This window comes from Ensifer sesbaniae, from assembly GCF_013283665.1.
GTDB classification, from domain to species: Bacteria; Pseudomonadota; Alphaproteobacteria; order Rhizobiales; family Rhizobiaceae; genus Ensifer; species Ensifer sesbaniae.
This window is the reverse complement of the sequence record NZ_JABEKU010000004.1, coordinates 218,871-240,609: the sequence shown is the minus strand read 5'-3', so window position 1 is coordinate 240,609 and position 21,739 is coordinate 218,871. Positions and strand designations below refer to the sequence as shown.

Here is a 21,739-nt window from a genome sequence, read left to right as displayed (position 1 = left end):
CGGGTGGCCTCGGCGCTCTTGAAGGAAATAGATTTATTTCCCAGACATTTACCGCCCAGAACAAAGCTACCCGACATAGTCCGGCAGGGTAGATAGTGGCGATTATGTAGAGGGAGACATAAGCGGCACAGCTGCGCCATGCACATGCTTCAGGCGACGCGCGACATTCGCAAGGTAGCGCTGTGGCTCGGTCACGCCACTCTCCAGAGCACGGAGATCTACCTGCGCGCTGACCCGACCGAAAAACTCGAGATGCTCGACGCGCTGGCGCCGCTCGGCATCAAGCCAGGCAAATTCCGCCCGCCGGATAGACTGATCGCGATGCTTGCCGCGCGATAGTGCATTGTTATGTGGAGTCGATGGATGTTGGAAAGCCGACAATGCGGTCATCAGCCTCTCCGGCTCCACATAATCATGGACGCCGATAGTTGCGCTTATGTGGTGCACCACATAAGCGCAAGGGCATGCAGGGTCTGGCGCTGCTGGTGCAGGAGACTCTATCGCTGAAAGTACATGGAGAAGTGCATGTTGAATCCTAACCCCGAAAAAACGAAGGGAAAGCCTGAACCTGTCGATGTGCATGTCGGCCGTCGAATCCGGATGCGCCGGGTGTGGAAGCAGGTCACACAGATGGCTCTTGCGGAGGCTATCGGAGTAACGTTTCAGCAGGTACAAAAATACGAGAAGGGCACAAACCGCGTAGGTGCAAGCCGCCTCCAGCAGATCGCAGACGCGCTGAATGCGCCAGTTTCCTATTTTTTCGAGGATATGCCCGGGGCCGCGGCAGTCGACAGCGGTGACCGCAGTGGCCAAAAGCGGCTGCAATCAGAAATCGTGGAGTTTGCGTCGAGTGATGAAGGTCTTGCGCTTATTCGCGCCTTTTCCCGAATCACCGACAAAAGGGTGCGGAGCCGGACCCTAGACCTTATGAAAGCGCTCGCAGGACATGATCCCGCATAAACCGCTTGTACCGAACGGCTCAGGCCCACAAAGAGCAGTCCATGAGTCTCACGACAGATTCATTTCTGATTTAGGAACGCTGTAAACAAGCCCGAGAAGCTGTCGCCTCCTTAAGTCAGCCGCCTTCTCGATCACTCCCTCGATCACTCCATCGATACACGCGACATGCGCGAGCAGACATGGACTGCCGGCATCACGGCGTCAAAGACGTGCTGAAGACCCTCCGAATAGCGTCTGAGCGCGCCTGCGACCTTTCCGCCGCAGACATCAGAGATGCCTTCGTCGATGCCGCCGGTGTTATAAAGGACGTCGGCGGGAACGACAGCCGGGGGTGGAAATCGCTTCAAAGCGAGCTATCACATAACCGCCATCTGCAAGCACGTAGCCGAGGCGCACGCCGGCCGCGCCAATCGTTCAGAGCGTGCCGACGCTATCGGCACTCAACAGGTGATCTCGCCGAAAGGCAAAAATCGATCCGTGGTTGATCGGCGCGGGCGTGACCTACTGCTTCTAAATGGACGATTATGGGCGGAGAGGGAGAACCTTCTCGTCGATAGCGCCTCACCCATTTGTAATCGGTCCTTTGCGGGCTCCGAAGGCGGCCGCCACGGCCGTCTGCCTCTGTCCTTTGCGAACGATACGGTGCGCCGATTACGGCTCGACAGCGCGGCCTGAGCCTGGCTTCTCATCGATGTTCTTTCGGTCCCCCCCCCGAGAATCGCGCATGCTCAGTGAGTCCGAATAGGAAAGGTCCGAGCCCGGCACGCCGTTTATTGAACCACTATCCTCAGTGATAACGCCCAAACCGCGCACGCGGATCTGCCAATGGCTTAGTCCAGTCGCTACATCCTCTGCCACATGGACGACAGGCGATGATGTCAGGTCCGCGGCGGCTGCCCCGCATGCGAAAAAAGCCGCACCTGCGCCCGCGATCCATCTCAGATGCCGTGCGTCATTCATGTTCATTTGACGTCTCCTTGAACCAGCAATAATTGAATCAGCAATAACCCTTGCAAGAAACACCGGTAGGCTGCGCGTGTCCGGGGCATGTTGATCGAGATCAACCGTGGTCAGGAAGAACCGCTTTATCGGGCCGTGGAGGGCAATGTGTCGCATGAAAGCCGGTTCGACTCGAAGCTGCGATTTGGCCATGTTGACAAATAGGCTGGGCGAGCCCCAACTGCCATTACCTCGGCCTAACCGAGGATCACCTGGAGAGCCGCTGAATCTCGGAGCGCCGCCCGCGGTAGTGCCGTCCCTACATCGATGACTGTGCCTTCCAATTTGGTGTTTGGCGCCGATTTTATGACATTAGGCGTCGCCGAAGTAAGGCAGTCGATACGAAGAAGGGCAATACGCCAAAAATGAAAAGTATTCCAAGATGGAAGATCACGTCGGCGGCTGGCCGGCCGAACATTGCCGGGCGAATGAGGTCGATCGAATGTGCCAAGGGCAAGAATGTCGCCATCTGCTGAACATTACCGGGCAATTGAGTTACCGGGTAGACAGCACCGGACAAGAACAGCATCGGCGTGAGGATGAGGGTCTGATAGAAGATGAAATAGTCGTAGCTGGGCGCGAGCGCCGCAACGACCATTGCCAGACTCGCAAACGCGATTCCGGTCAGGGCGATAACCGGCACAATATGGAGAATGGATGACCAAACCGCATAACCCAGAATGGCTGCAACCACCGCAATCGCAGTTCCGGCCAAAAGCGCCTTGGTAGCTGCCCAGACGACTTCTCCCAACACTATGTCGCCAAGGGTCATTTTCGTGTACAAGATCGCCTCCCAACTGCGTTGATCGCGCATGCGCGCGAACGCTGCATAAATAATTTCGAACGTAGACGCCGTCATCGCGCTCGCCGCGACCATGCCAGTTGCCAGGAAAGCAATGTATGACATGCCTTCGACTCGTCCGACCATAAAACCAAGACCGGTCCCCAGACCAAAAAGATAGATCATGGGATCTGCGAGGTTACCGAGAATTGACACAAGCGCGGCTTTTTTCCACGCAAGATAATTGCGGCGCCACACCGCAATCCAGTTCCACCCATTGGCAGGCAGAACTGCCGCATAGTTTTCCCACATCTTTCAATCCTTCATCTCTCGCCCAGTCAGACGTAAAAAAACGTCCTCGAGATTGGGGGGGCGCTGTAAAAGACGCAGATCCGTACGCTCCCGTAATTGTACTCGCACCTGCTCGGGAGCGGAGGAGTAACAAAAGAGGGTTTCTCCGCTTACCTCAATGCGCTGCGCGCATGTTTTGATAAGCGCACGCAGTTCCTGTGGATTGCCGCCGTTGATCTCAATGACTTGGCAGCCAATCTGTTCGTCTATCAGCCCTTGTGGCCGACCTTCGGCGATCTTCTGTCCTTCTTCAAGAACACATAGCCGGTCGCATAACCGCTCCGCCTCCTCCATGAAATGAGTAGTAAGCAGAATCGTCTTGCCGCGTGCCAGCAACGAGCGCAATCGCTCCCAAATCAGGTGACGCGCGTGCGGGTCGAGACCGGTGGTGGGCTCATCCAATATGAGCAGTTGTGGGTCGTTGATGAGCGCGCGCGCCAGCATCAGGCGCCGTTTCATACCACCGGAAAGACCTGCGACCCGGGCATCCGCCTTACTCTCAAGCCTGGCAAACTCCAGAAGTGACGGAATGACGGCTTCGATCTGACGGGTGCTCATATTGAAGTAGCGCCCAAAGACCAACAGGTTCTCGCGCACTGTGAATGCCTGGTCGAGGTCGTCGAATTGCGGAACCACCCCGATGCTTGCCCGGGCCAGGCGAGCCTGCGCAGGCACTGGGGCGCCAAGCACCGTGATCTTACCTGCGTCGGGCGGCGTCATACCAACAGCCATACGCGCAATCGTGCTTTTGCCGGCACCGTTAGGACCGAGGAGTCCGAAGCATTCTCCTTTTTTGACGGCGAACGAAAACCGATCGACAACAGTCCGGTCGAGGTAGGTTTTTGTGACGTCAATTAAACTGATTGCTATCGCGGTCATGCACTTACCGAGAAATCCGCGCAGCCCACGGGGGACTCATCGGTTTCACTCGTCCTTGTAAGCAGCAAACCATCGCACCATACGTGGCCTATTTGTCCCCACTCACAGGCCGCTGCAGCGTCGGGAAAAAACCCCCGGCCGTGATAGTTGGCACTCGTGTTGCAGAGCAGCGGAATACCGGTGAGACTTTCATATTCGGCCAGGAGTTTCGAGACTTCGTGCTCAGAATTTCGCGAGATCGTTTGAAGTCGCGCAGTTCCATCAAGGTGCACTACGGCAGGGATCCGTTCTCGCCATTCCGGGCGTGTCGTATGATCGAAGAGCATGTATGGATCTGGAGTGCCGGGGTCGAAGATGTCCTGCGCGCGGTCTTCCAAGCAAATTGGGGCTACAGGTCGGAAATGCTCGCGAAATTTCACTTCGTTGAGATGATCCTTCATTTGCGGGGAAGTCGCGGCGGCCAAGATGCTTCTGCCCCCCAACGCCCGTGGCCCAAGTTCTGCACGGCCGGCAAGAAAAACAACCGGTTCGTTAGATGCCAATATCCTGGCGAGTTCGGCCAAGGTGCATGGAGCAGCTTCCCATCCCGGCGGGATCGCGCTACTCTTCAGCTTAGGGCCGCTGTAAACTGACCAGTCAAGCGGAGCGAGACCACGGTCGACAGCAAGCGCGCAGCAGGCGGCGCCAATAGCCGATCCGCTGTCGTTGGGAAATGGGGGCACCCAGACTGATTCAAACAGACCACTGGCTCTGAGTGCGCTGTTCCACTTGATATTAAGGCCGCATCCGCCGGCGACGCACAAGTTTCGGGATTCCAATTGCGACTGCATCTGTAGAGCAATCGTCATCTCTCCAACGAGGAGGCGTTCAAGGAAAACATGAAATGAAGCAAGTACATCCTCGGGTTTTTCGCACCGTAACCGGGACGCGCTTGCGTCGAAGTAATCATTGACGCGTGCGAGCAATGCGTCTGCATTATGAATGTTTTCCCTATAACCGACCGCGAGCAGCGTTTCTCCGGCGAAGTGTTCCTCATAGAGCTCCCGAAACACGTTTAGGATGTTCTCCTTAGCCGCGCCAAGTGCAATGTAGGCCATTAGCTTTCCGGCGACACCCAGGTCCCAGCCTTTTGGATCCTCCTTCCTGTACGGGCCGAAGTGATGGCCGGCGACAGCATAGGCATGACCTATCATCGGGAACAGGCACTTGATCAATCGGATTCCTTTTGGCTCCGCATAGTAGAGCCGTGGAAATATGCAGCCGTCCCATACCAAACAGAACGAAGGTTCTCCGGCTTTGGCAAACGGACTGGTGCAGTACGCGGACACGACGTGGCTTATGACGTGTGGAAAACTTTTGTAAGGGAGGATCGAGCCGCTGAGCGCGAGGCCCGAGCTATCATGGGACTTTAGAGGGTTGTCTGGCCACCGTTCGACATAGGGAGCTCCACTGAGAGTTATGGGGACGCCTTCGCTGAAAACCTGGAACTCTGATTCAAGTTCTCCGTCCCACCCGTCGATGACAAATTGGCCAACGTCCCCTACGCTCAAACCGTGTTCGTTCAGGGCTTGGACAATCGCGTCGAGGTTGTCGATGACTTGATAGCGGGGATTGTTGTTGCGCTTCTCCTGCTCAATACAGAAGATAAGTTTCCCGTCTTCGATGAGGGCAACTGCTCCGTCGTGTGTGAGTTTAATTCCGCAGATGCGCATAAGATCTCCATATCTAACGCGGTAGCCGGATCATTGAGACACGGGGTGGCGATATCGGGTAAGCAAACAGTCTTCGTTGGTGGTTTGGCCGACGCATCGCACACGATCAATTTGGACCAATCTCTGATCCAAGATCGTAATGACGGTTTCGGCACCAGCCACGTGACCCCAACGTTGGCAGCTCGCATCACCTGCCGATCCGAATATTAGATGACCGGATGGCGCGAGCACCTGTGCCAAGTTGCGGACAGCCGTTCGCATCTCAGCAACGCTCTCAAGGTAATAGAGCACCTCAGCCACCACGATCAGATCAAAGCATTTTCGTGCCGAGAACTGGAGGATATCGCAGCTTATCCAGGAGATATTCGGCCGATCCTTTAGTCGTCGACGCGTTCGAGCGAGCGCTTGGGGCACCACATCAATTACGGTGAGTTGCTCGCAATGCGGCGCAAGTTTTTCGGTGAACGCACCGGCTGCGCATCCGACTTCGAGCGCGTTTGTGATTGATGGCTGCGCAAGCGCCAGCCGCAGCATTTGCCTATGTCGCTCCTGCTCGAACGGGTTGCTATCAAGCCGCCATGGATCGTCTTCGGCCAACTCATCATGCAGCAACTGGTAATGCTTTTTCTGGTTCAACTTCCTGCACCTCTTATGGCTACCCGCAAACTGATGTTAGGTTTGCCCGCCCTCGGCCTCGCCGTCAGCTCCAACACCCAAAGCCGACCAAAACTTCGGGTGCTCGCGAGAAGGTTGATCCATCGGTAGAGATTTAGGCGATGATGTTTCCGCGCTGCGGGCGGGTCTTTGCAAGACAGAAGTGCGAGAGAGCCAAGCACTATTGCTTAACGTACAGAGCGCATATGCTTTAAGGGGAAGGATGAGGAAAAGGTTGATCGGCGTGTGGGCAGCGAAAGCTAAAAACCGAAGCTGGCGAGCGCGAAGCGCAGCCACACTGCTGCGCACTATCGTCATGAATGCTATCATCGTTATCGTTGACCACGGCACCGTGGCTGCCACCGCAATCTGCGCAAGCCCCATCAATACCGACACGGCTAGAAGCAGCGGCCCGAGATTCTGCCCGATCACGTCCAATGTTAGATAACGGTCAAGGCTGCGCAACAAGCGCAGCGCTAGCAACGTGTCTCGGAACGTGCTGCGCGCCCAGCGCAACTGTTGTCGCAGATACGGCGCGAGCCGGTCTGGCACGACCGTAGCTGCAATGGCATCCGCAACATACTCGGTCCGAAAACCAGCTTTGAGCATAAGGATTGTAAGATGACGGTCCTCACCGAAGTCGCTTGGTTTGCCGCGAAACAGTTGCGTCTCGTATTGGTCGAGCAGCAAAAGCAGTGCAGATCGGCGGTACATAGCGCATGGACCACAACAGCACATCACCGCACCAAAACGTGCCTGCGCCGCCCGCTCCTCGTTGCAGGCCAGCCAGTATTCCATGTCGATCAGTCGTGTCAGCCATGTATCGCTGCGATTTCTGGCCACCAATTGTCCCATGACCGCGCCTATCGATGGATCGCGCATCTTGTGGACAAGTTTCGTGACCACGTCGGGCGCAAGCGTGGTGTCTGAGTCGACGTTCAGCAGCAAGTCACCGGATGAGCGGCGTATCGCGGCGATCTGCGCCTTGCGCTTTCCGGCATTTCTAGGGAGAAGAATGAAGTTGAACCGCGGATCTCCCGCATATGTGTTGTGTACGGGTGCGAGGTCCTCCCGGTTTGTAGAACCATCATCCACCACAAAAACCTGCAGCCGCCCGACATAATCCTGATTTGCGATAGACTCGAGGCACGCCGAGAGAATGTCCGGGTCTTCATTGAAACAGGGAACAATCACGTCGACGCTTGCCAGCGCGTTGAACGGGGGGCTTCCGGGGGAGGCAGAAAAAGCGCTTGCCGGTGGAGCATACAGGACCTGCATGCCTTTATAGACGCCAGAAAGAAGCGCATACAACGAAATGGCCACCGTGCTGGTTGCACCAAATAGATCCATGCAGATACCGTCCGTTAATTATCCTGGGAGAGCGTTCGGATCACAAAACCTCGGTCGTGCAACCCGGTAATGACACGGGAAAGCGCCATCAGCGTCTGGTCGCGCAAGCCAGCAAGCTTGTGTCCTACAAGCTCGTTGGGGGGGCACCCGTCGTGCAACAGCACGATGGCGCCTGGCTCGACTGAAGCCAGCACTGCATCAACAATGGCGTTGACACCGGGGCGCGACCAGTCCCGCGGATCTACGGACCAATGTACCGCTTGGAGCCCCGCGCGCGCTGAGATGCTTAGCACGTCTTCGTTCCAGAGCCCGTATGGAGCGCGGATAAACTTGGGTTCAGCCTGAGGAGCAGCCGACTTAATGGCCTCGCTTGCTTCCGTGATCTGATTTTCTATTTCCTCTAGTCCGCATGTCGTGAGATCCGGATGGGTCATAGTGTGGTTGCCAACCTCGTGCCCTTCGGCAACGATACGTCGGATAAGTTCTGGTTGATCCGCGGCATAAGCACCGATGACGAAGAACGTAGCGGGTACGCGCCGCTCAGCCAGAACATCGAGGATATCAGGCGTGCAATATGGATTTGGTCCGTCGTCGAACGTCAGATAAACACTACGATCGGCGCTGTTGCCCGAGACTTTGCAACTATAATCCAGCTGTTTCATAGCTCTGGGCCATTACGATCAATTAGCGTGCCGGAAGGCCACTCGTCCATCGAGCGCGCTATGGGAAACACAACGGCGAGGGGGTCCTCAATTCGCGTGGCTGGCAGATCGAGGTAGACCTCTGGGAGAGTGGAGCGCACGCGCACCCCTGGGAGGATGGTCGCAATACCGCCGCGGCACAGTCTCTCAACGTGCTTGTACAGCGCGTGCCGAACCGTGCCGAACGCGAATGGGACGCCGAGCCGCTGCAACTCCGGATACAGCGTAAACATTGAATGACTAAGCCCAAGTCCTTCAAGATCGGCACGCACTCCCCACAGCCCCAGTTCCCCCACCAGGAGATCCACCTCCCCGACCTTGATGAAACGCCGCAACATGCCCATGTGGGCGGCAACGCCATGCGAGTCGTAAGCAATCACGCGCATTTCGGGCCGCGCTCCGGCCCAACTGCGGCCACCTTCGAAGGGCATTGCATTGAACGCGCCCGTCGGCCCGTAGGTATTACGAAAGAACGCAGAAAGTTCTGCGTGATCGTCGACTTGCAGCTCATTTTCCCAACAAAGTTTCCATCGCACGTCAGCAGGCATTTTTGTCTCTCTATGCTTCTGGCAAAACTTGCAGTTATCCGGACGCGTCTAGTATGCAGCATCTGAATAACCAGTGTTATTAGTTCTATGCAGTAATGGCTGCAATCAGTGAAATCTATTGTTTGGATGAAACGCATCCATCCCATGGATGGAGAATATGTGCAGAACCCGTTTGGCCTGCGATCGGTTTCTTCTCCACTTGCAGCTCCTGCGTGCTTTGGTCAATCAAGTATCAAACCATTCTGGCCCCGCTAAAACGTCCAGTTTGTCCGAATACAAATGGTCCAGTCGGAGCTGCGCATGGATGTCTTGCCACTCTAGCTGCGGTAAAGCCGAGATGGTAAACCCGCGGTCGTTGCTATACTTCCCTGAACGCTAGAACTGCGTTCAGGCCCCCCATGGCAAAGGCGTTGCTTAGCGCTATTCGAATCTTCCTTTCACGCGCCACATTTGGCGTCACGTCGAGATCGCAATTGGGGTCGCGTTCATTATAATTTGCCGTGGGCGGGACGATCCCTTCGCGGATCGCCATCACACACGCAATCATTTCGAGTGCACTTGCCGCCCCGAGACAATGTGCGTGCACAGACTTGGTGGACGAGATCGATATCGAATAGGCGTGCTCGCTAAAGACTCGCTTAACCGCCGCTGTCTCGATCTGGTCGTTTGCTTTGGTGCCAGTGCCGTGCGCATTGAGATAATCGACATCCTCAATATTCAACCTCGCGTCTTCAAGACAGGCGCGCATCGCCGCTTCGGGGCCCTCGCTAGCCGGCGCAACAATGTCGAAGGCGTCGGCCGACAGACCAATCCCGACGATCTCGGCAAGGATAGGGGCGCCACGTCTTGAAGCATGCTGATAGCTTTCTAGCACGGCCATGCCTGCGCCCTCTCCAAGCACTACCCCCTTGCGATCCGCGGAGAAGGGACGACAAGTATCTGGAGCAAGTACGCGCAGTGCCTCCCATGATTTCAGCACGCCCCACACAAGCGGCGCATCGCTGCCGCCGGCAAGCATGATGTCGGCCCGTCCGAGCCTGATCTGATCTACGGCCAAAGCAATTGCGTGATTAGCCGACGCACAGGCGGACGTGGCGCCAAAAACTGGACCGCGCAGACCGAAATGCATGCTGACCTGACCGGCAGCTGCGCCAGGCATTACCCTTGGCGCCGTGAGGACTTCAGCCCGTTTCGCGCCATTCAAAAGGAGTGCGCGGTAATTCTTTTCGATCGCGTCCCAGCCGCAGACACCGACACCCACGGCGGCACCAAAGCGGTACGGATTTTCTTCATCACCGGAGAGCCCGGCCTGTCGCATCGCTTCGCGCGCGGCAAGCACTGCGAGAAGGCTGAATCGGTCCATGGAGGCGAGCTGCCTTCGACTGATGTCGTGCTCCGGCAGCGTCTTGATCTCGGAGCCAATCACACCCGCCAGCTCGTGCAGCTCAGGATTGGCGATCGGCCCGATGGCAGAAACGCCTGTGCACATCTCACGCCAGATAGAGGCGACATCGGTACCGAGTCCGCACAACCCACCAATTCCGGTGATAACGACGCGCCCATCCATTCAAGCCTCCTTGGCCAGCAAGCTTCGGACAGCCACGACCACATCGCCGACCGTCTGTAGGTTCGACCAAGCATCCGCCGTATTCATCTCGATCTTGATGTTGTAGGCTTGCTCAAGGTCCCAGAGGATATCAGCGAACGCAAGAGAATCGAGGCCGAGCGAAGTCAACTCCGTTGCCATAGTCAATTCGGCGCTAGGAGTCGCGGTTGTCGACTCACCTTGCTCCGCTAGCGCCCGATTGTTGATTGTGGCAATAACCTCCCTAGTAAGTTGATCAGACATACTGTTCCTTTCATCATAGGTTTCAATTTAGACGCCGCCTGATCCTGAACTCGTTGCTGAATTGCACCCAGCAAGCTTGTGCCGCCGATCAAGCCGATTGTGAATGGAAATCGGATGTGAGCCGGCCGGATCTTGGCTGAGCATCGAGAACATCGAGGGTTGCCATCGCCCTGAGCGTCAGTTGCTGTTGCTATGCAGCATTGATTGGTATGAGAAAAATCTATTGTTTCGATTGCAGCCATCCATGCCCTGGATGGAAGGATCTCTTTGTTGAGGCGGATGGAGCGGATGCGCGCATGCTAATAGTCGCTTGGTTTGCATTAGCTGTCACGGCGGCAAAACGTGACGGCGACATACGGCAACAAAAGCCTCTCCTTTCGCCCAAGCTGCGGTTCCCGACGGAAGATGGCCCAACTCATCAACGCCGAGGCGTCAAAGCCACAAGTTACTCCAAATGACCTTCTAGTGGCTCAATTAGTCTCCTTGACATCGCCAGAACGATCCATATTCCCAAGACAACCAAGGCTATAGTGGGATGTCCATAGTCGGGAAACTGAGCAAAGAAGCCTGAGATGTCCTTATTCGGCCCTTCGGAGATCGGCTGTTCATACTTGTGGAGCATGTGATTTGTGAGCAGCCAGCCAAAGCAGGAAAGAACAAACGATGTCAGGCTTGATACTCTGAAGCACTTGATCAACAAAGGTACATAAAAAGGGAGAAAACTATAAAATATCCTGGTCACGTCCGATCCGCCAACTATTGATAAAAATCCAGAGTATACTGATGCTACTATCGAAAATATCAAAGTGTCGTCCGATTTAATGCTTTTAAATGTCTGCTTATCCAAAACAACGTATAGGGGTCCGAGGGTAAGCGATATAGCAGCGAGCGAGCCCAAGACATGAGCAGGCTCAGATAGAAAGCGATAGAACCAAAAGAGTGCCGTAATGAGTTGCGATTGGGACTCGCAATCAGTTATAAAAAGCATCAGCTCTTTTAGAGCGTACCCATACATGAGAATAGATATAGATGTCACCCAAGCAACGTTGCTTCTTTGTGCGTCTTTGATATAGAATCCTAGAAGCAATGGTAGAAGATAAAAACTAGCTTCCCTGAATGGAATTCCTGCCATGCATATAATGCTTGCGAGAAGATAGTTCTTTTTTATGATGAAAACTAGGCAAAACGAAAGGATAAGGAGAAAAGGGGGATCCATGTAAGCCGGATAGAAGTTTGCAAACTTTATCGGCGCAAAATAGAGGAAGGACGACGCAGCAATCACTGCTGTCAGTCCTTTTATGCTCCCTTGCCAGAGTGAGTGTGTTGCAAGAAGCAAAGTGGCGGAGAACAACCCCGAGGCGACCAAGTTGAACCCATAAAAGCCGACGCGATTGTGGAAAACGTTTACGAGGATCCAAGGTGTGCCGACGCGAGCACAATATGGAAAGGCTATGCGCGACCCCAGGCTATCCTCAGCAGCTAAGAACCGAAGAAGTCTTTCATAGTATACCGCATCCCATCCCGAGCCATTAGGCATCCGGAACGGTTCCTGGGCAATGAAAATCCACATCACGCCGAACATTCCTGCAATGATGAAAGATCCAGCAATAAAGTATTCTATTTGCTTTTTTGTAGGAACGAAGCGGATCACAATCTTAGCCTCTTGAAAAACCCCTCCGGGATAAGTCTGATGATCAGCATGGTCATACGCCAGACCGGCCGAACGTAGATGACGTCGTTCTTTCGCTTGACGGCGACCACGATCCTTTCAGCAACGTCACTTGGTTGCGCCGTGAGCCTTGCGGGCAGATTCATGCCTTCAGTCATCTTGGTCGCAACATAACCCGGTAGCACAGTCACAACATGTACGCCGCGTTTCGCCAAACGATTGCGAAGCCCGGACAGAAAGGCGGTGAAGCCCGCCTTCGCGGAGCCGTAGACGTAGTTCGTCGCGCGTCCGCGCTCTCCAGCGACCGAACTGAGCCCAACCAGAGTGCCGGATCCGCGTTCTTCGAACCGGTTGGCCAACAATGCCAGGATATTGGCAGGCCCTTCGTAGTTGCTACGCATGATGCAACTGGCGAGGAGATGGTCGCGCTCGCTTCGTTCCTGGCTTCCCATCAAGCCGACGACGCTTACGGCGACCTCGGGCAACTCGGGCAACATGGCCAGGAACTGGGCGTGAGTTTCCATCAGAAGTGCGTCGAATTCGTGTAGGGTTACTGGGACTCCATATCGGAGCTGCAAATCAGTCTTTTCGGCGTCGAGTGTTTCTGATTGCCGCGCGGCTAATTGGATCGGGTGGCCGAGCGCTGCAAACTTGTGTGCCACGGCTTTGCCTATATCCGAACGTGCACCCAAGATGAGAACGGACCGCTTCGTCACAGGACAAGTCTTTCCGCTTGCGCCGATTGAAATGAGCTTTTCCAGCCGCTCTCCGCCCTCATTTGGACAAAGCTTCCGACCCGGTCATCGGAGGCACGTAGTGTTTCAGCAGACATGCGGCTGTCCTTGGCGAGATAGAAGCGGCCGCCGTGCTCGATTGTAATTCGGTCAAGGTTTGGCCAAAGGTGGGAGTTTTTGGTCGTGATGGGAAAATCAAGAGCAAGGGAGTAGCCTTCCATCGGGAATGAAAAGCGGCTCTCCTGCGGACCGAACCGCTTGAGAACGGCCAAGAACGATCCAGCGCCTGCCTTGGCGACTGTCTGGAGCAAGGCCGAGAGCCCTTCTTCCGAGCGGTTTAAGGGAATAGCGCACTGGAACTGGGCGAACCCCTTGCGACCGTAGATCCGATGCCAGTCGGCAACCGCGTCAAGGGGATAAAAGTAGCTATCCCAGTCAACGAGTTGCTGACCTCGATTCCAAACGCCAACCCGATAGTATAGCGAGTTGAAGGCCCGGAGGCTAAACCGATTGAGAGCAAAGCATGGAAAATTGAAGGGAACCGAAAGTTTGCGTTTTGCCGGAGTAGCGAAAGGGTGCAGAGAGCGATAAGTTGGAAGATCAGAGGCGTTCGCGTGATCTCCCAGGAAGACAAGGGAGCGCCCCAGGTTTCCCCCCGTCCCAAGGCAGTCAATCCACGCTACTGAATAAGTCGAATCTTGTGCCCGTTCTAGAGCTGTCATCGCTGATTTGAGGTTCGGCGCGGGTATTGTTGTCTGGCGGATCCATCCGGTTTCGACTGCGCGCAATCGGACCGCCGCCCGCAAAATGATTCCGGTCAGCCCCATGCCGCCGAGAGTGTGCTCAAAGAGCTCTACGTGGCTTTTGCTTGAGCAGCGCTGGATTGAGCCATCGGCCCCAATTACATCGATCCAGTCCACGCATCCCCGAAAACTTCCATGCTTGCGATGGTTCTTGCCATGAACGTCGGCGGCTATCATGCCGCCCAACGTCACGAACTTCGTGCCCGGTGTGACCATCGGGAACCAACCTCGGGGCAGGAAAGCCGCGATGATGTCGCAAAGGACAACTCCAGCTTCCGCGATCAACTGCCCCGTTTTCGGATCAAAGGCCAACATTCGGTTCAAACGCCGCATATCAATTGTTGCAGATGAATTGATGGCGCTGTCCCCATAGGCCCTACCGCAGCCGCGCGCGATCACACTCGGCTTTGAAGCTAAAAGCTTCTGGAGGGCTTCGAGGTCACGGGGCACAGAGACTTGCGCGTCCACGAGCGGAGACCTTCCCCAACCCGAGAGCTTCATGGGGCAATCCTCAATCGGTGACCTGCAAACACGAAGCGTTTATCTAGCTGGTACTTGACCAGATAGCCGATTGTCAGACCAATGGCAGCACCCAAGTCACGCATCAGCTCAGTTCTCCAGACCCACCAGGAAGCCGCCTCAGCACTCCAGAAAATGATTGTGGTGAGGGCGCCCACTGCCGTATAGAGTGAGAACTTCCGCCCATCGTTTTTGAGGCCGATTTCCTGATCGTCGAAAATCCAAAACTTGTCGAGCAGGTATTTGATCATCAGCCCGGCAATGGTGCCCAGGCTCATGGCAAGCACAAAAATGGCGCTCGTATTCCCGAACTGAAGGACGGAATGTTGCATGGTGACATTGACCACCATTGCGATGGCGGCGAATGCCGCATAGCGTAACGCTAGACCCTGCCGTTTCACCTCAGCACTCCGCCTGCAACGAAGACCAGAATAATCGCTAGGCATACCTGGCTGGTCCGATCCTTCGCGGCGTAGATCACCGGGTCGTCATGCATGTTGCCACGGTGCGACACCATCACTGTGCGGGTGATCCAATAGAGCAGGATTGCACAGACACCCCACAGCATTTGAGGATGGGGATAGAGCTCCATTACGACAGGCGAATTCACATAATATGTCATCACCAGCACAGATACGTATCCCGCCCCAACCGCGATCATGGAGATGATTGGCAGGTCGTTGACGTGGTAACCTCGGCCCGTGGCCTGCAGACTGCCACGCTCGGCGCCGTCAACCAATTCGCTTTGTCGCTTCACCGCGGCTAATGACAGAAAAAAGAACACTGAAAAGGCAATGAGCAAGACCGATAACGGAGTTGATGTCGCGATTCCACCGGCAACGATGCGAATGGTGTAGAGACCTGCGAGAATACAGATATCGATGACGATGCGTCGTTTCAAATGCATGGAATAGGCCGTGGTCACAAGGAAATAGCCCGCCACCACCAGGAAAAAGCCCCAGCCGATGAACATTGCTATCAGTCCGCCTGGAAGAATGAGCCCCGCTGCCATCCAGGTTCCGTGTGCGGTGGGGATGCTGTGTGAGGCAAACGGACGGTACCGCTTGCGCGGATGCGCCCGATCTGCGCAGACATCAAGGAGATCGTTCATGACATAAACGCTAGAAGCCACCAAGCTGAAGCAGACGAACGCTTCCAGTGATAAGAGGAGCGTCGGCCAATCGATTTTATGTGCAGCGAGGGCCGGCAAGAACACCAACACATTCTTTAGCCATTGGTGCGGCCGAAATGCATTGAAGTAGTGCTTGAAGGAGCTCGCTTCAGCTATAGGCGTTTCCGACACTGTCTGGCCACCCTCGCAATGGGTATCGGCGAACCCATCGCAGGCATCAGACTTACCGTCGAGCGTTGCGGCAACATCATTTGGCCGGGCGTTCTCAAGACCATAGGGCGCGACGGTAAACACCCGCGGCCGAACTGTTCTCCTGAATACCGTGGAGTCAAATGCGTGGTGGGTGATGCGGGGCTCGAACCCGATGGTCCCAGTGTCACCTGGACTCGGGTGTACATGAGCCTTCTCGTCTTTGCTGCCGCCACTCATAGTATCCTCTTACTTTGAGCCAAAATGGCATCAAACTGGCTTGCAAAAAACATCCAGTTGAGCACCATAGAAATGGTCCAGTCGGAAGGCCGATCCGAACTCAGTATCTGCCTGGTTGCGATGAGACCAACTGGTTCGACGGGGCGGCCTCACCACATTAGAAGCTTCTGCTATGCAAGATTGAACAGAATCAGGAAAATTGATTGTTTGGATGCTTGGCATTCATACTATGGATACGATCGAATTGTTTTCAGCACGGAACTAGCAGTTGAAGGGAGCGAAAATGGCCAGCGACCGAGACCACTGGACTACTTGATCTGGCGGATCTTCGGATTGATCAGTTCGGCAACCGGGCCAGCGGGGCCGGAAGTTCTAAGAGTTTGCTCAATCAATAGTGATCCTTTCTGGGCTCGCGCGATTTGCTCTTGCCGTTTGCCGGATTGATGCGATCAAGAGCCAAGCCTCGGATGGGCGATTGACGCTTCCCAGTCCTCGTCGAGCTGCAGGCACGGCCCAGCCATGCGAAGTCCGCTCCACGATCCAGCGCTCGGGCAAAACGGCGAACTCCTTGGCCTTGTCCGAGCGCTTCACGATTTCAAGGACCAAGCCCTCGATGGGGCAGCGCGGTTTTCCGGATCTCGCTGCATAGCGCTGTCGGCAAAGAGCTTTTCCACCGTGGAAAGCTCGTTGTGGCAATCTCGATCGGGCCGGGTGCGCCGTCGGAGTCCTGAACGCTCGCCTCGTGCGCGATCCCCCTCGAGTGTTGGCCGCCGTAACGGTGACGAGTGGCGCTTGCGCCCCTTGATCTTCTTGCCTGCATCAAGGCCGCGCGCGCCGCCGCCAGTCGCCTTCACCGAGTGGCTGTCGATAATGCCGGCGTCGGCTCGCATTTCCAGCCCTCAAGCAAGCGGCTAGCGACAACCGGTGACTTGTTGACCAACGCAAGCAGACCGCAGTCGCGGCCAGCGCTAGAAACGGCGCTGCACCGTCGTAAACGGCGGAAAATCCCTGGGCAGAAGCCGCCATTGACAGCCCGACGCGGCAAGACACTGAATTGAATTCCATATCTTACCCAAATCGTCCCACACACACATAGACGTCCGACCTTGCAGCAGCGTGCCAGAAAAGGGGCGGCGATCGCCATGTCCCGTGGGTGCAGTCACTTGCACGACATAGTTCGCGCTTGTCTTATGAGGCAGAGTGGTTTCGGGTCCAGGGCATCCGATTCCCCGCAGTCTTTGCTAACCGCAGCGAATTCCCACCAGCCGAAATCACTCACTTTAATTTTCGGTCAGGCTCTAACGATCCAATGGACACTTCCACTTCCCTCTCAAAGCACGGCGACGCGGCGGGAAGGGTGTGCAGACGAGCCGGAGCCCGATGTTGCCTGATCTACGACCGCCTCATCCGCACCGGGAGGAGAAACAGCCCAACTACGGCGGCCAGCACCCGCGGCTCTCGACCGCAGGCTGCGTGTCCCCTGCCTCAGTTGATCGGTGTGCCGGCATTCATCGTTCCAAAGAGCGCCCGCTGAAGCGGCGTGGCAAGCGTCGCCGCAAAAGGGGTCGCGATGTGGTGGCGGTCGCGGAAAGTCAGCTTGCCGCCAATCATGGCGGGGCAGGTCGTTCTGTTGCAGAATAGGTCGGTGATGTCGACGTAAGAGGCATTCCCGATATCCGAAATCGCCTTCCTTTCCGCGTCCGGGATCGTCTCTTCCATCGCCCCGCTGCGCGGCGTGTCACAGGCCTCAGTCCCCCTTTTTTGCCAGAGCGCGCGCGCAACGCATTTGTCGAGATAGGTCTTGTGCACGGGCCCATCCCGGAGCACGACGATCTTGGTGACAGGGCTTCCCAGGGCGTCCACGGTCCTGCGGAGCCCCCGAGCCCACGCGCCGGCGTCGATCTGGTGGGCAGATATGACGTTGATGTCATTCTTGACGTAGGCCGAGGAATATTCCGAAATGATCACCAAGTCGGGCTTCCGTGTGGCAATCTCGCGCATCGCGAGCTGCCGCCACCGATCGCATTCCTCGTAATTCCGCACGAGCATAGAATTCCAGATCGTGACGTCCGCCGCCGGGCAGGAAGATTTCAGATAGGTGACGAGTTGCCACCGGTTGCTTTTGACGATGCTGATCAGCGGCGTCGACCAGTGGTCGGCGTGTGAATCCCCGAAGAGAACGATCGTCTTACCGGGGTTTTTGGCGCCGAATTCACAGGCTTTGGGCTGCACGTGTTGGGCGTTGAGAAGACAGCCATCGTCGAACTGCCGGGCGGACGAATCGCGCTCAGCGCTTCGGAGGATAAGATTCTGCTGGGGATCGATGTTGTGATTGGCCACCCGCGCGCTTCCATAGGCTGCCGCTGCGCCACACGCGGTCAAAAGCGCGGCAAAACCGAGGGAGCGGCTCGTCCTTGCCAACAGCCAGGGATTCCTCCGCATCGGGTTTTCGACGACCCGGTAGCTGAAGACTGAGAGGCCTATGACAAGCACGAGGCAAAGGAACCATTCGAAGATAGTGAGCTCGGGCTTCAACATGCCGGAATAGACGATCACCGGCCAATGCCAGAGGTAAAGCGAATAGGATATCCGTCCGAGCCACTGCAGCGGCGGTAGCGAAAGAAGGACTTGCGGTCCCGCCGGGCTCGGCCGTGTACCGCTGAGAAGCACCATTACCGTGCCGGCCACCGGAACCAGAGCAGTCAGTCCTGGAAAGGGCACGTCCTCTGACATGCCGAGATAGGCCGTCACGATCAGGCCGATTCCGGTCCAGCCGAAGACGGGCGTCAGCCGAAAGCGCTTGGCCGCTTCTTCGGAGATGATCAAAGCGAGTCCTCCGCAGGCGAACTCCCACGCCCGGAACGGTGAAAAGTAAAATGCCCACGGTTGGGATATGGCGGTATAGCGCCAGCAGAAGGCGAAGGAGATGACGCCCACTAGCACCATTGGGAGGAAAAGCCCGTATCTGCCGGGGCGGAACCGCGCGAAAAGCAGCAACAGGGCCGGCCAGACGAGATAGAATTGCTCCTCGATCGAGAGCGACCAGAAATGGATGAACGGATTGTTAAGCGCGTCCGGAGCGAAATAGTCGGCGGCCCTGCTGATAAGCCACATATTAATCAAATAGGCGGACGCGTAGAACGACTCCTTGGAATAGAGCTGCTGCTCGGGCGGCGAAAGAATGAAGTAGCCGAAGAAGAGCGTCGCCAGGATGACGAAACAGGATGCAGGAAGAAGCCGGCGAGCTCGTCGCGCGTAAAACCGCAGGAGGTCGAGCGAGCCGGTTTGCTCGATTTCCAGCTGGATGTGCCTGGTGATGAGATAGCCAGATATGACGAAGAAGATATCGACACCGACAAACCCGCCGGGCACACTGGTCATGCCAAAGTGAAATGCGATTACTCCCGAAACGGCAAGGGCACGCAGCCCCTCGATATCCATTCGGAAATGATGTGGTTCAGTTGGTGTAGCCATATCGAAATTTGAATGCCGTATGTTGCGGTCTCACCGGATCAGTACCGACAAAAAGTACAGATCTCGATGGCCAGCATGTGAAGGCAGGCTCCCCTATGCATTATCCGGAACCGCCATGCGTGACGCCTCCTCGACCAAAATCTGGCGCATCCAGATACTGGCCGGATCACCGTTATGAAGTGCGGGCCACTGAACTGCTTCCGTGAAAGCAGGAAGCGGCAGCGGAAGATTCATGATCCGCAAGGGTATCGTTTTCGCAAAATACTCGACTAATCGTAGGGGCATAGTGGCGATGCGGTTTGTGCCGCTCAGCACCTGTGGTATCAAGCTAAAACCTTGCACAACGACTTCGACGCGTCTCTTGATCCCATGTTCGAGCAGGTACCATTCTTCGATCGAGGGCCTCAACGAACGCCCGAACATAACTGCGGCGTGTCCCATCGACATGTATTGCTCGAATGTGAGCTCCCGCGTGGCCGCGTTATTGGTTGGACAACTCACGCATACGAGTTTCTCATCGAAGAGCTTCGCGGTAGGATGCGCGTTCGCCATAAACAGATCTGGTAGCAGGAGAAAATCAACTTCACCGCGCCGGAGGAGCTCGTTCGGGTCATTATCGAGAGACAGAAGTTCGAAACTGACGGCAGGTGCTTCACGAGCTACACGGGCGATGACTCTATCAAGAAAGACAAGCGTCATGAAATCCGAAAGAAGGATCCTGAACCGACGGTCGGATTGAGCTGGGTTGAATGGCTCCCAAGAAATAATTGAGCATCGAATTTTCAGGAGAACGTCGCGGACCACCGGGGCGAGTCCTTCGGCTCGCGGTGTGAGGCAAAGTTCGCGACCGTTCATCGTGAACAGGTCATCGCGAAAATATTCTCTTAGCCGGCCGACGGCCGCGCTCATGGCGGGCTGACTCAGATTGATGCTGCGTGCCGCCACCGTAAGATTCCGTTCGGTCATCAGCGCGTCGAGCGCGACGAGAAGATTTAGATCAAGGCCTTTGAATCGCACGTTTGAAACCATCCATGTTGTGGATCTTTTTCGGCTACCAATTTCATGGAGATGCCATTGACAGCAGTCGCTGTTGGCCAGCGCTCCGAACGCGACCGAAAACAAATGCGACGACCACGGCTCCCGTTACAAAGTCATGGTGGATGCCGGCCCCAGCCGCACGTCGATCGTCTCCTCTCTGCTTTGGCCCAGATTGGCATCATACTGGCTGGCAAGAAACATCCAGTTCGGCAGAAAGAAGATGGTCCAGTCGGAAAAGCAAGTGGCGACCGGGCGCGCGTCCGCGGGTGACGGCATTGTAGCTGCGACAGCGCCCGCGAGACATTAAGGCTGCCGCTCTCGCGTTTGATATGCTCACGGCGCGCTTGATAACACTCCATGCTCGTACACTCAATTCTGGGTACAGGCGCTCTTCACCTCTGGTCGCTCGATCACACCCCTCGTGATCTCCCGCACCTGCAGCTCGCTGATGAGGTCCAGGCGCCTCTGCATCCACTGTCATCCACTGGAAACGGTCTGATCCCGATCGGCCACACGCTGCATGATCGCCGACCTCAGTCAGCCATCGAATGTGTTGATCTGCAGATCAACACGCACGGGCGTAAAGGCTAGTCCGGCTTCGCGAAGGACAGTATGCGAGGCAAGCGAGCAAACGCCGGGGGAAACGCGAAATAATAGCTGCGATGATGGCATCGAGCACGAGAATGTTTCCGTTCAGGCATGTCACTTATCCGCGCGTCGCGAAGGGCGCTCTCTTGCCGCGGCCCCACAGGATGAAGGCCACGAGAGGAAGCAGAATAAAGTTGAGCGGCAGGGCAGCAAATTCACCGCGCGTGGCATGGAAGATGATGGCGCAGATTTGCAGTATGGTGCAGCCCAGCGCCGCAAGCACGGTGAGGCGCGGCTGGATGCGGGTAAGAGCAGGCAAGATCATGCCGATCCCACCCGCCACATCGATCAATCCGGTGAAGCGCAGTAGCGTTGGATACTCGACAGGCCATTGAGTCTGCCACATCGAGGCGAGCGCCTCAGCGGGCATGAAGAGCTTCTGTGAACCGAACAGAATGAAGGCGGCGAAGATCAGCGTCTGAACGCTCCAGAGGCTGATCTGCAGTGTTTTGCCGGCAGGCTGGTTCGAAGTGGAGACGATGTCTGCTTGCATGTAAGACTCCTGTTCC

At 56.0% G+C, this 21,739-nt stretch carries 19 protein-coding genes and 1 pseudogene; 2 read left to right on the top strand and 18 right to left on the bottom strand.

Going from position 1 to position 21,739, the window contains the following annotated elements; translation table 11 throughout:
• Positions 1–123: 123 nt before the first annotated feature.
• Positions 124–339: pseudogene (locus BHMPCIPO_RS32155) on the top strand (tyrosine-type recombinase/integrase); the annotation flags it as partial.
• A 186-nt stretch (positions 340–525) separates the two neighbouring features.
• Entirely contained in the window at positions 526–960 is a 435-nt protein-coding gene (locus BHMPCIPO_RS32150; protein ID WP_173520818.1) for a helix-turn-helix domain-containing protein, read from the top strand.
• 143 nt (positions 961–1,103) lie between these two features.
• On the opposite strand, the gene BHMPCIPO_RS32145 is transcribed toward BHMPCIPO_RS32150, so the two are convergent.
• The 18 genes from BHMPCIPO_RS32145 to BHMPCIPO_RS32055 all read right to left on the bottom strand — a co-directional run bounded on the left by BHMPCIPO_RS32145 (position 1,104) and on the right by BHMPCIPO_RS32055 (position 21,723).
• Positions 1,104–1,307, bottom strand: a complete 204-nt coding sequence (locus BHMPCIPO_RS32145; RefSeq protein WP_173520817.1) for a hypothetical protein — start codon at positions 1,305–1,307, stop codon at positions 1,104–1,106.
• Between the two features lie 956 nt (positions 1,308–2,263).
• On the bottom strand, positions 2,264–3,052 hold the full coding sequence (locus BHMPCIPO_RS32140) for a nodulation factor ABC transporter permease subunit NodJ (protein WP_173520816.1): 789 nt from the start codon (positions 3,050–3,052) through the stop codon (positions 2,264–2,266).
• Positions 3,053–3,055: 3 nt separating this feature from the next.
• Positions 3,056–3,970 carry a nodulation factor ABC transporter ATP-binding protein NodI gene (nodI, locus tag BHMPCIPO_RS32135; protein ID WP_173520815.1) on the bottom strand — a complete coding sequence of 305 codons (915 nt, stop codon included), beginning with the start codon at positions 3,968–3,970 and terminating at the stop codon, positions 3,056–3,058.
• Positions 3,967–5,682: a nodulation protein NodU gene (nodU, locus tag BHMPCIPO_RS32130; protein WP_173520814.1), complete on the bottom strand. Its 1,716-nt coding sequence runs from the start codon at positions 5,680–5,682 to the stop codon at positions 3,967–3,969. The genes nodI and nodU overlap by 4 nt, the downstream gene beginning before the upstream one ends.
• Positions 5,683–5,712: 30 nt before the next feature.
• Positions 5,713–6,318, bottom strand: a complete 606-nt coding sequence (nodS, locus tag BHMPCIPO_RS32125) for a nodulation methyltransferase NodS (RefSeq protein WP_173520813.1) — start codon at positions 6,316–6,318, stop codon at positions 5,713–5,715.
• A gap of 36 nt (positions 6,319–6,354) precedes the next feature.
• Complete coding sequence (gene nodC / locus BHMPCIPO_RS32120; RefSeq protein WP_173520812.1) at positions 6,355–7,686, bottom strand: chitooligosaccharide synthase NodC; 1,332 nt, start codon at positions 7,684–7,686, stop codon at positions 6,355–6,357.
• A gap of 14 nt (positions 7,687–7,700) precedes the next feature.
• Positions 7,701–8,348: a chitooligosaccharide deacetylase NodB gene (gene nodB / locus BHMPCIPO_RS32115; protein ID WP_173520811.1), complete on the bottom strand. Its 648-nt coding sequence runs from the start codon at positions 8,346–8,348 to the stop codon at positions 7,701–7,703.
• The gene (locus BHMPCIPO_RS32110; RefSeq protein WP_069457973.1) at positions 8,345–8,935 is read right to left on the bottom strand and encodes a NodA family N-acyltransferase; all 591 of its coding nucleotides are present in this window, start codon (positions 8,933–8,935) and stop codon (positions 8,345–8,347) included. The genes nodB and BHMPCIPO_RS32110 overlap by 4 nt, the downstream gene beginning before the upstream one ends.
• A gap of 358 nt (positions 8,936–9,293) precedes the next feature.
• Positions 9,294–10,502: a beta-ketoacyl-[acyl-carrier-protein] synthase family protein gene (locus tag BHMPCIPO_RS32105; protein ID WP_173520810.1), complete on the bottom strand. Its 1,209-nt coding sequence runs from the start codon at positions 10,500–10,502 to the stop codon at positions 9,294–9,296.
• A complete protein-coding gene (locus BHMPCIPO_RS32100) occupies positions 10,503–10,784 on the bottom strand; it encodes an acyl carrier protein (RefSeq protein ID WP_173520809.1) in 282 nt (93 codons plus the stop codon).
• 445 nt (positions 10,785–11,229) lie between these two features.
• Positions 11,230–12,435, bottom strand: a complete 1,206-nt coding sequence (locus BHMPCIPO_RS32095; protein WP_173520808.1) for a glycosyltransferase family protein — start codon at positions 12,433–12,435, stop codon at positions 11,230–11,232.
• Entirely contained in the window at positions 12,432–13,169 is a 738-nt protein-coding gene (locus tag BHMPCIPO_RS32090) for an SDR family oxidoreductase (RefSeq protein WP_173520807.1), read from the bottom strand. Before BHMPCIPO_RS32090 ends, BHMPCIPO_RS32095 begins: the two co-directional genes overlap by 4 nt.
• Positions 13,166–14,491 carry an FAD-binding oxidoreductase gene (locus tag BHMPCIPO_RS32085; protein WP_173520806.1) on the bottom strand — a complete coding sequence of 442 codons (1,326 nt, stop codon included), beginning with the start codon at positions 14,489–14,491 and terminating at the stop codon, positions 13,166–13,168. The genes BHMPCIPO_RS32090 and BHMPCIPO_RS32085 overlap by 4 nt, the downstream gene beginning before the upstream one ends.
• Positions 14,488–14,910, bottom strand: a complete 423-nt coding sequence (locus BHMPCIPO_RS32080; RefSeq protein WP_312033093.1) for a GtrA family protein — start codon at positions 14,908–14,910, stop codon at positions 14,488–14,490. Before BHMPCIPO_RS32080 ends, BHMPCIPO_RS32085 begins: the two co-directional genes overlap by 4 nt.
• Positions 14,907–16,070, bottom strand: coding sequence for a UbiA family prenyltransferase (locus BHMPCIPO_RS32075; protein WP_173520804.1), 1,164 nt, complete (start codon positions 16,068–16,070; stop codon positions 14,907–14,909). Before BHMPCIPO_RS32075 ends, BHMPCIPO_RS32080 begins: the two co-directional genes overlap by 4 nt.
• 1,485 nt (positions 16,071–17,555) lie before the next feature.
• A complete protein-coding gene (locus BHMPCIPO_RS32065; protein WP_173520803.1) occupies positions 17,556–19,544 on the bottom strand; it encodes an acyltransferase family protein in 1,989 nt (662 codons plus the stop codon).
• A gap of 93 nt (positions 19,545–19,637) precedes the next feature.
• Positions 19,638–20,561 carry a LysR family transcriptional regulator gene (locus BHMPCIPO_RS32060; RefSeq protein WP_173520850.1) on the bottom strand — a complete coding sequence of 308 codons (924 nt, stop codon included), beginning with the start codon at positions 20,559–20,561 and terminating at the stop codon, positions 19,638–19,640.
• Between the two features lie 727 nt (positions 20,562–21,288).
• The gene (locus BHMPCIPO_RS32055; RefSeq protein WP_173520802.1) at positions 21,289–21,723 is read right to left on the bottom strand and encodes a DoxX family protein; all 435 of its coding nucleotides are present in this window, start codon (positions 21,721–21,723) and stop codon (positions 21,289–21,291) included.
• Positions 21,724–21,739: the final 16 nt, after the last annotated feature.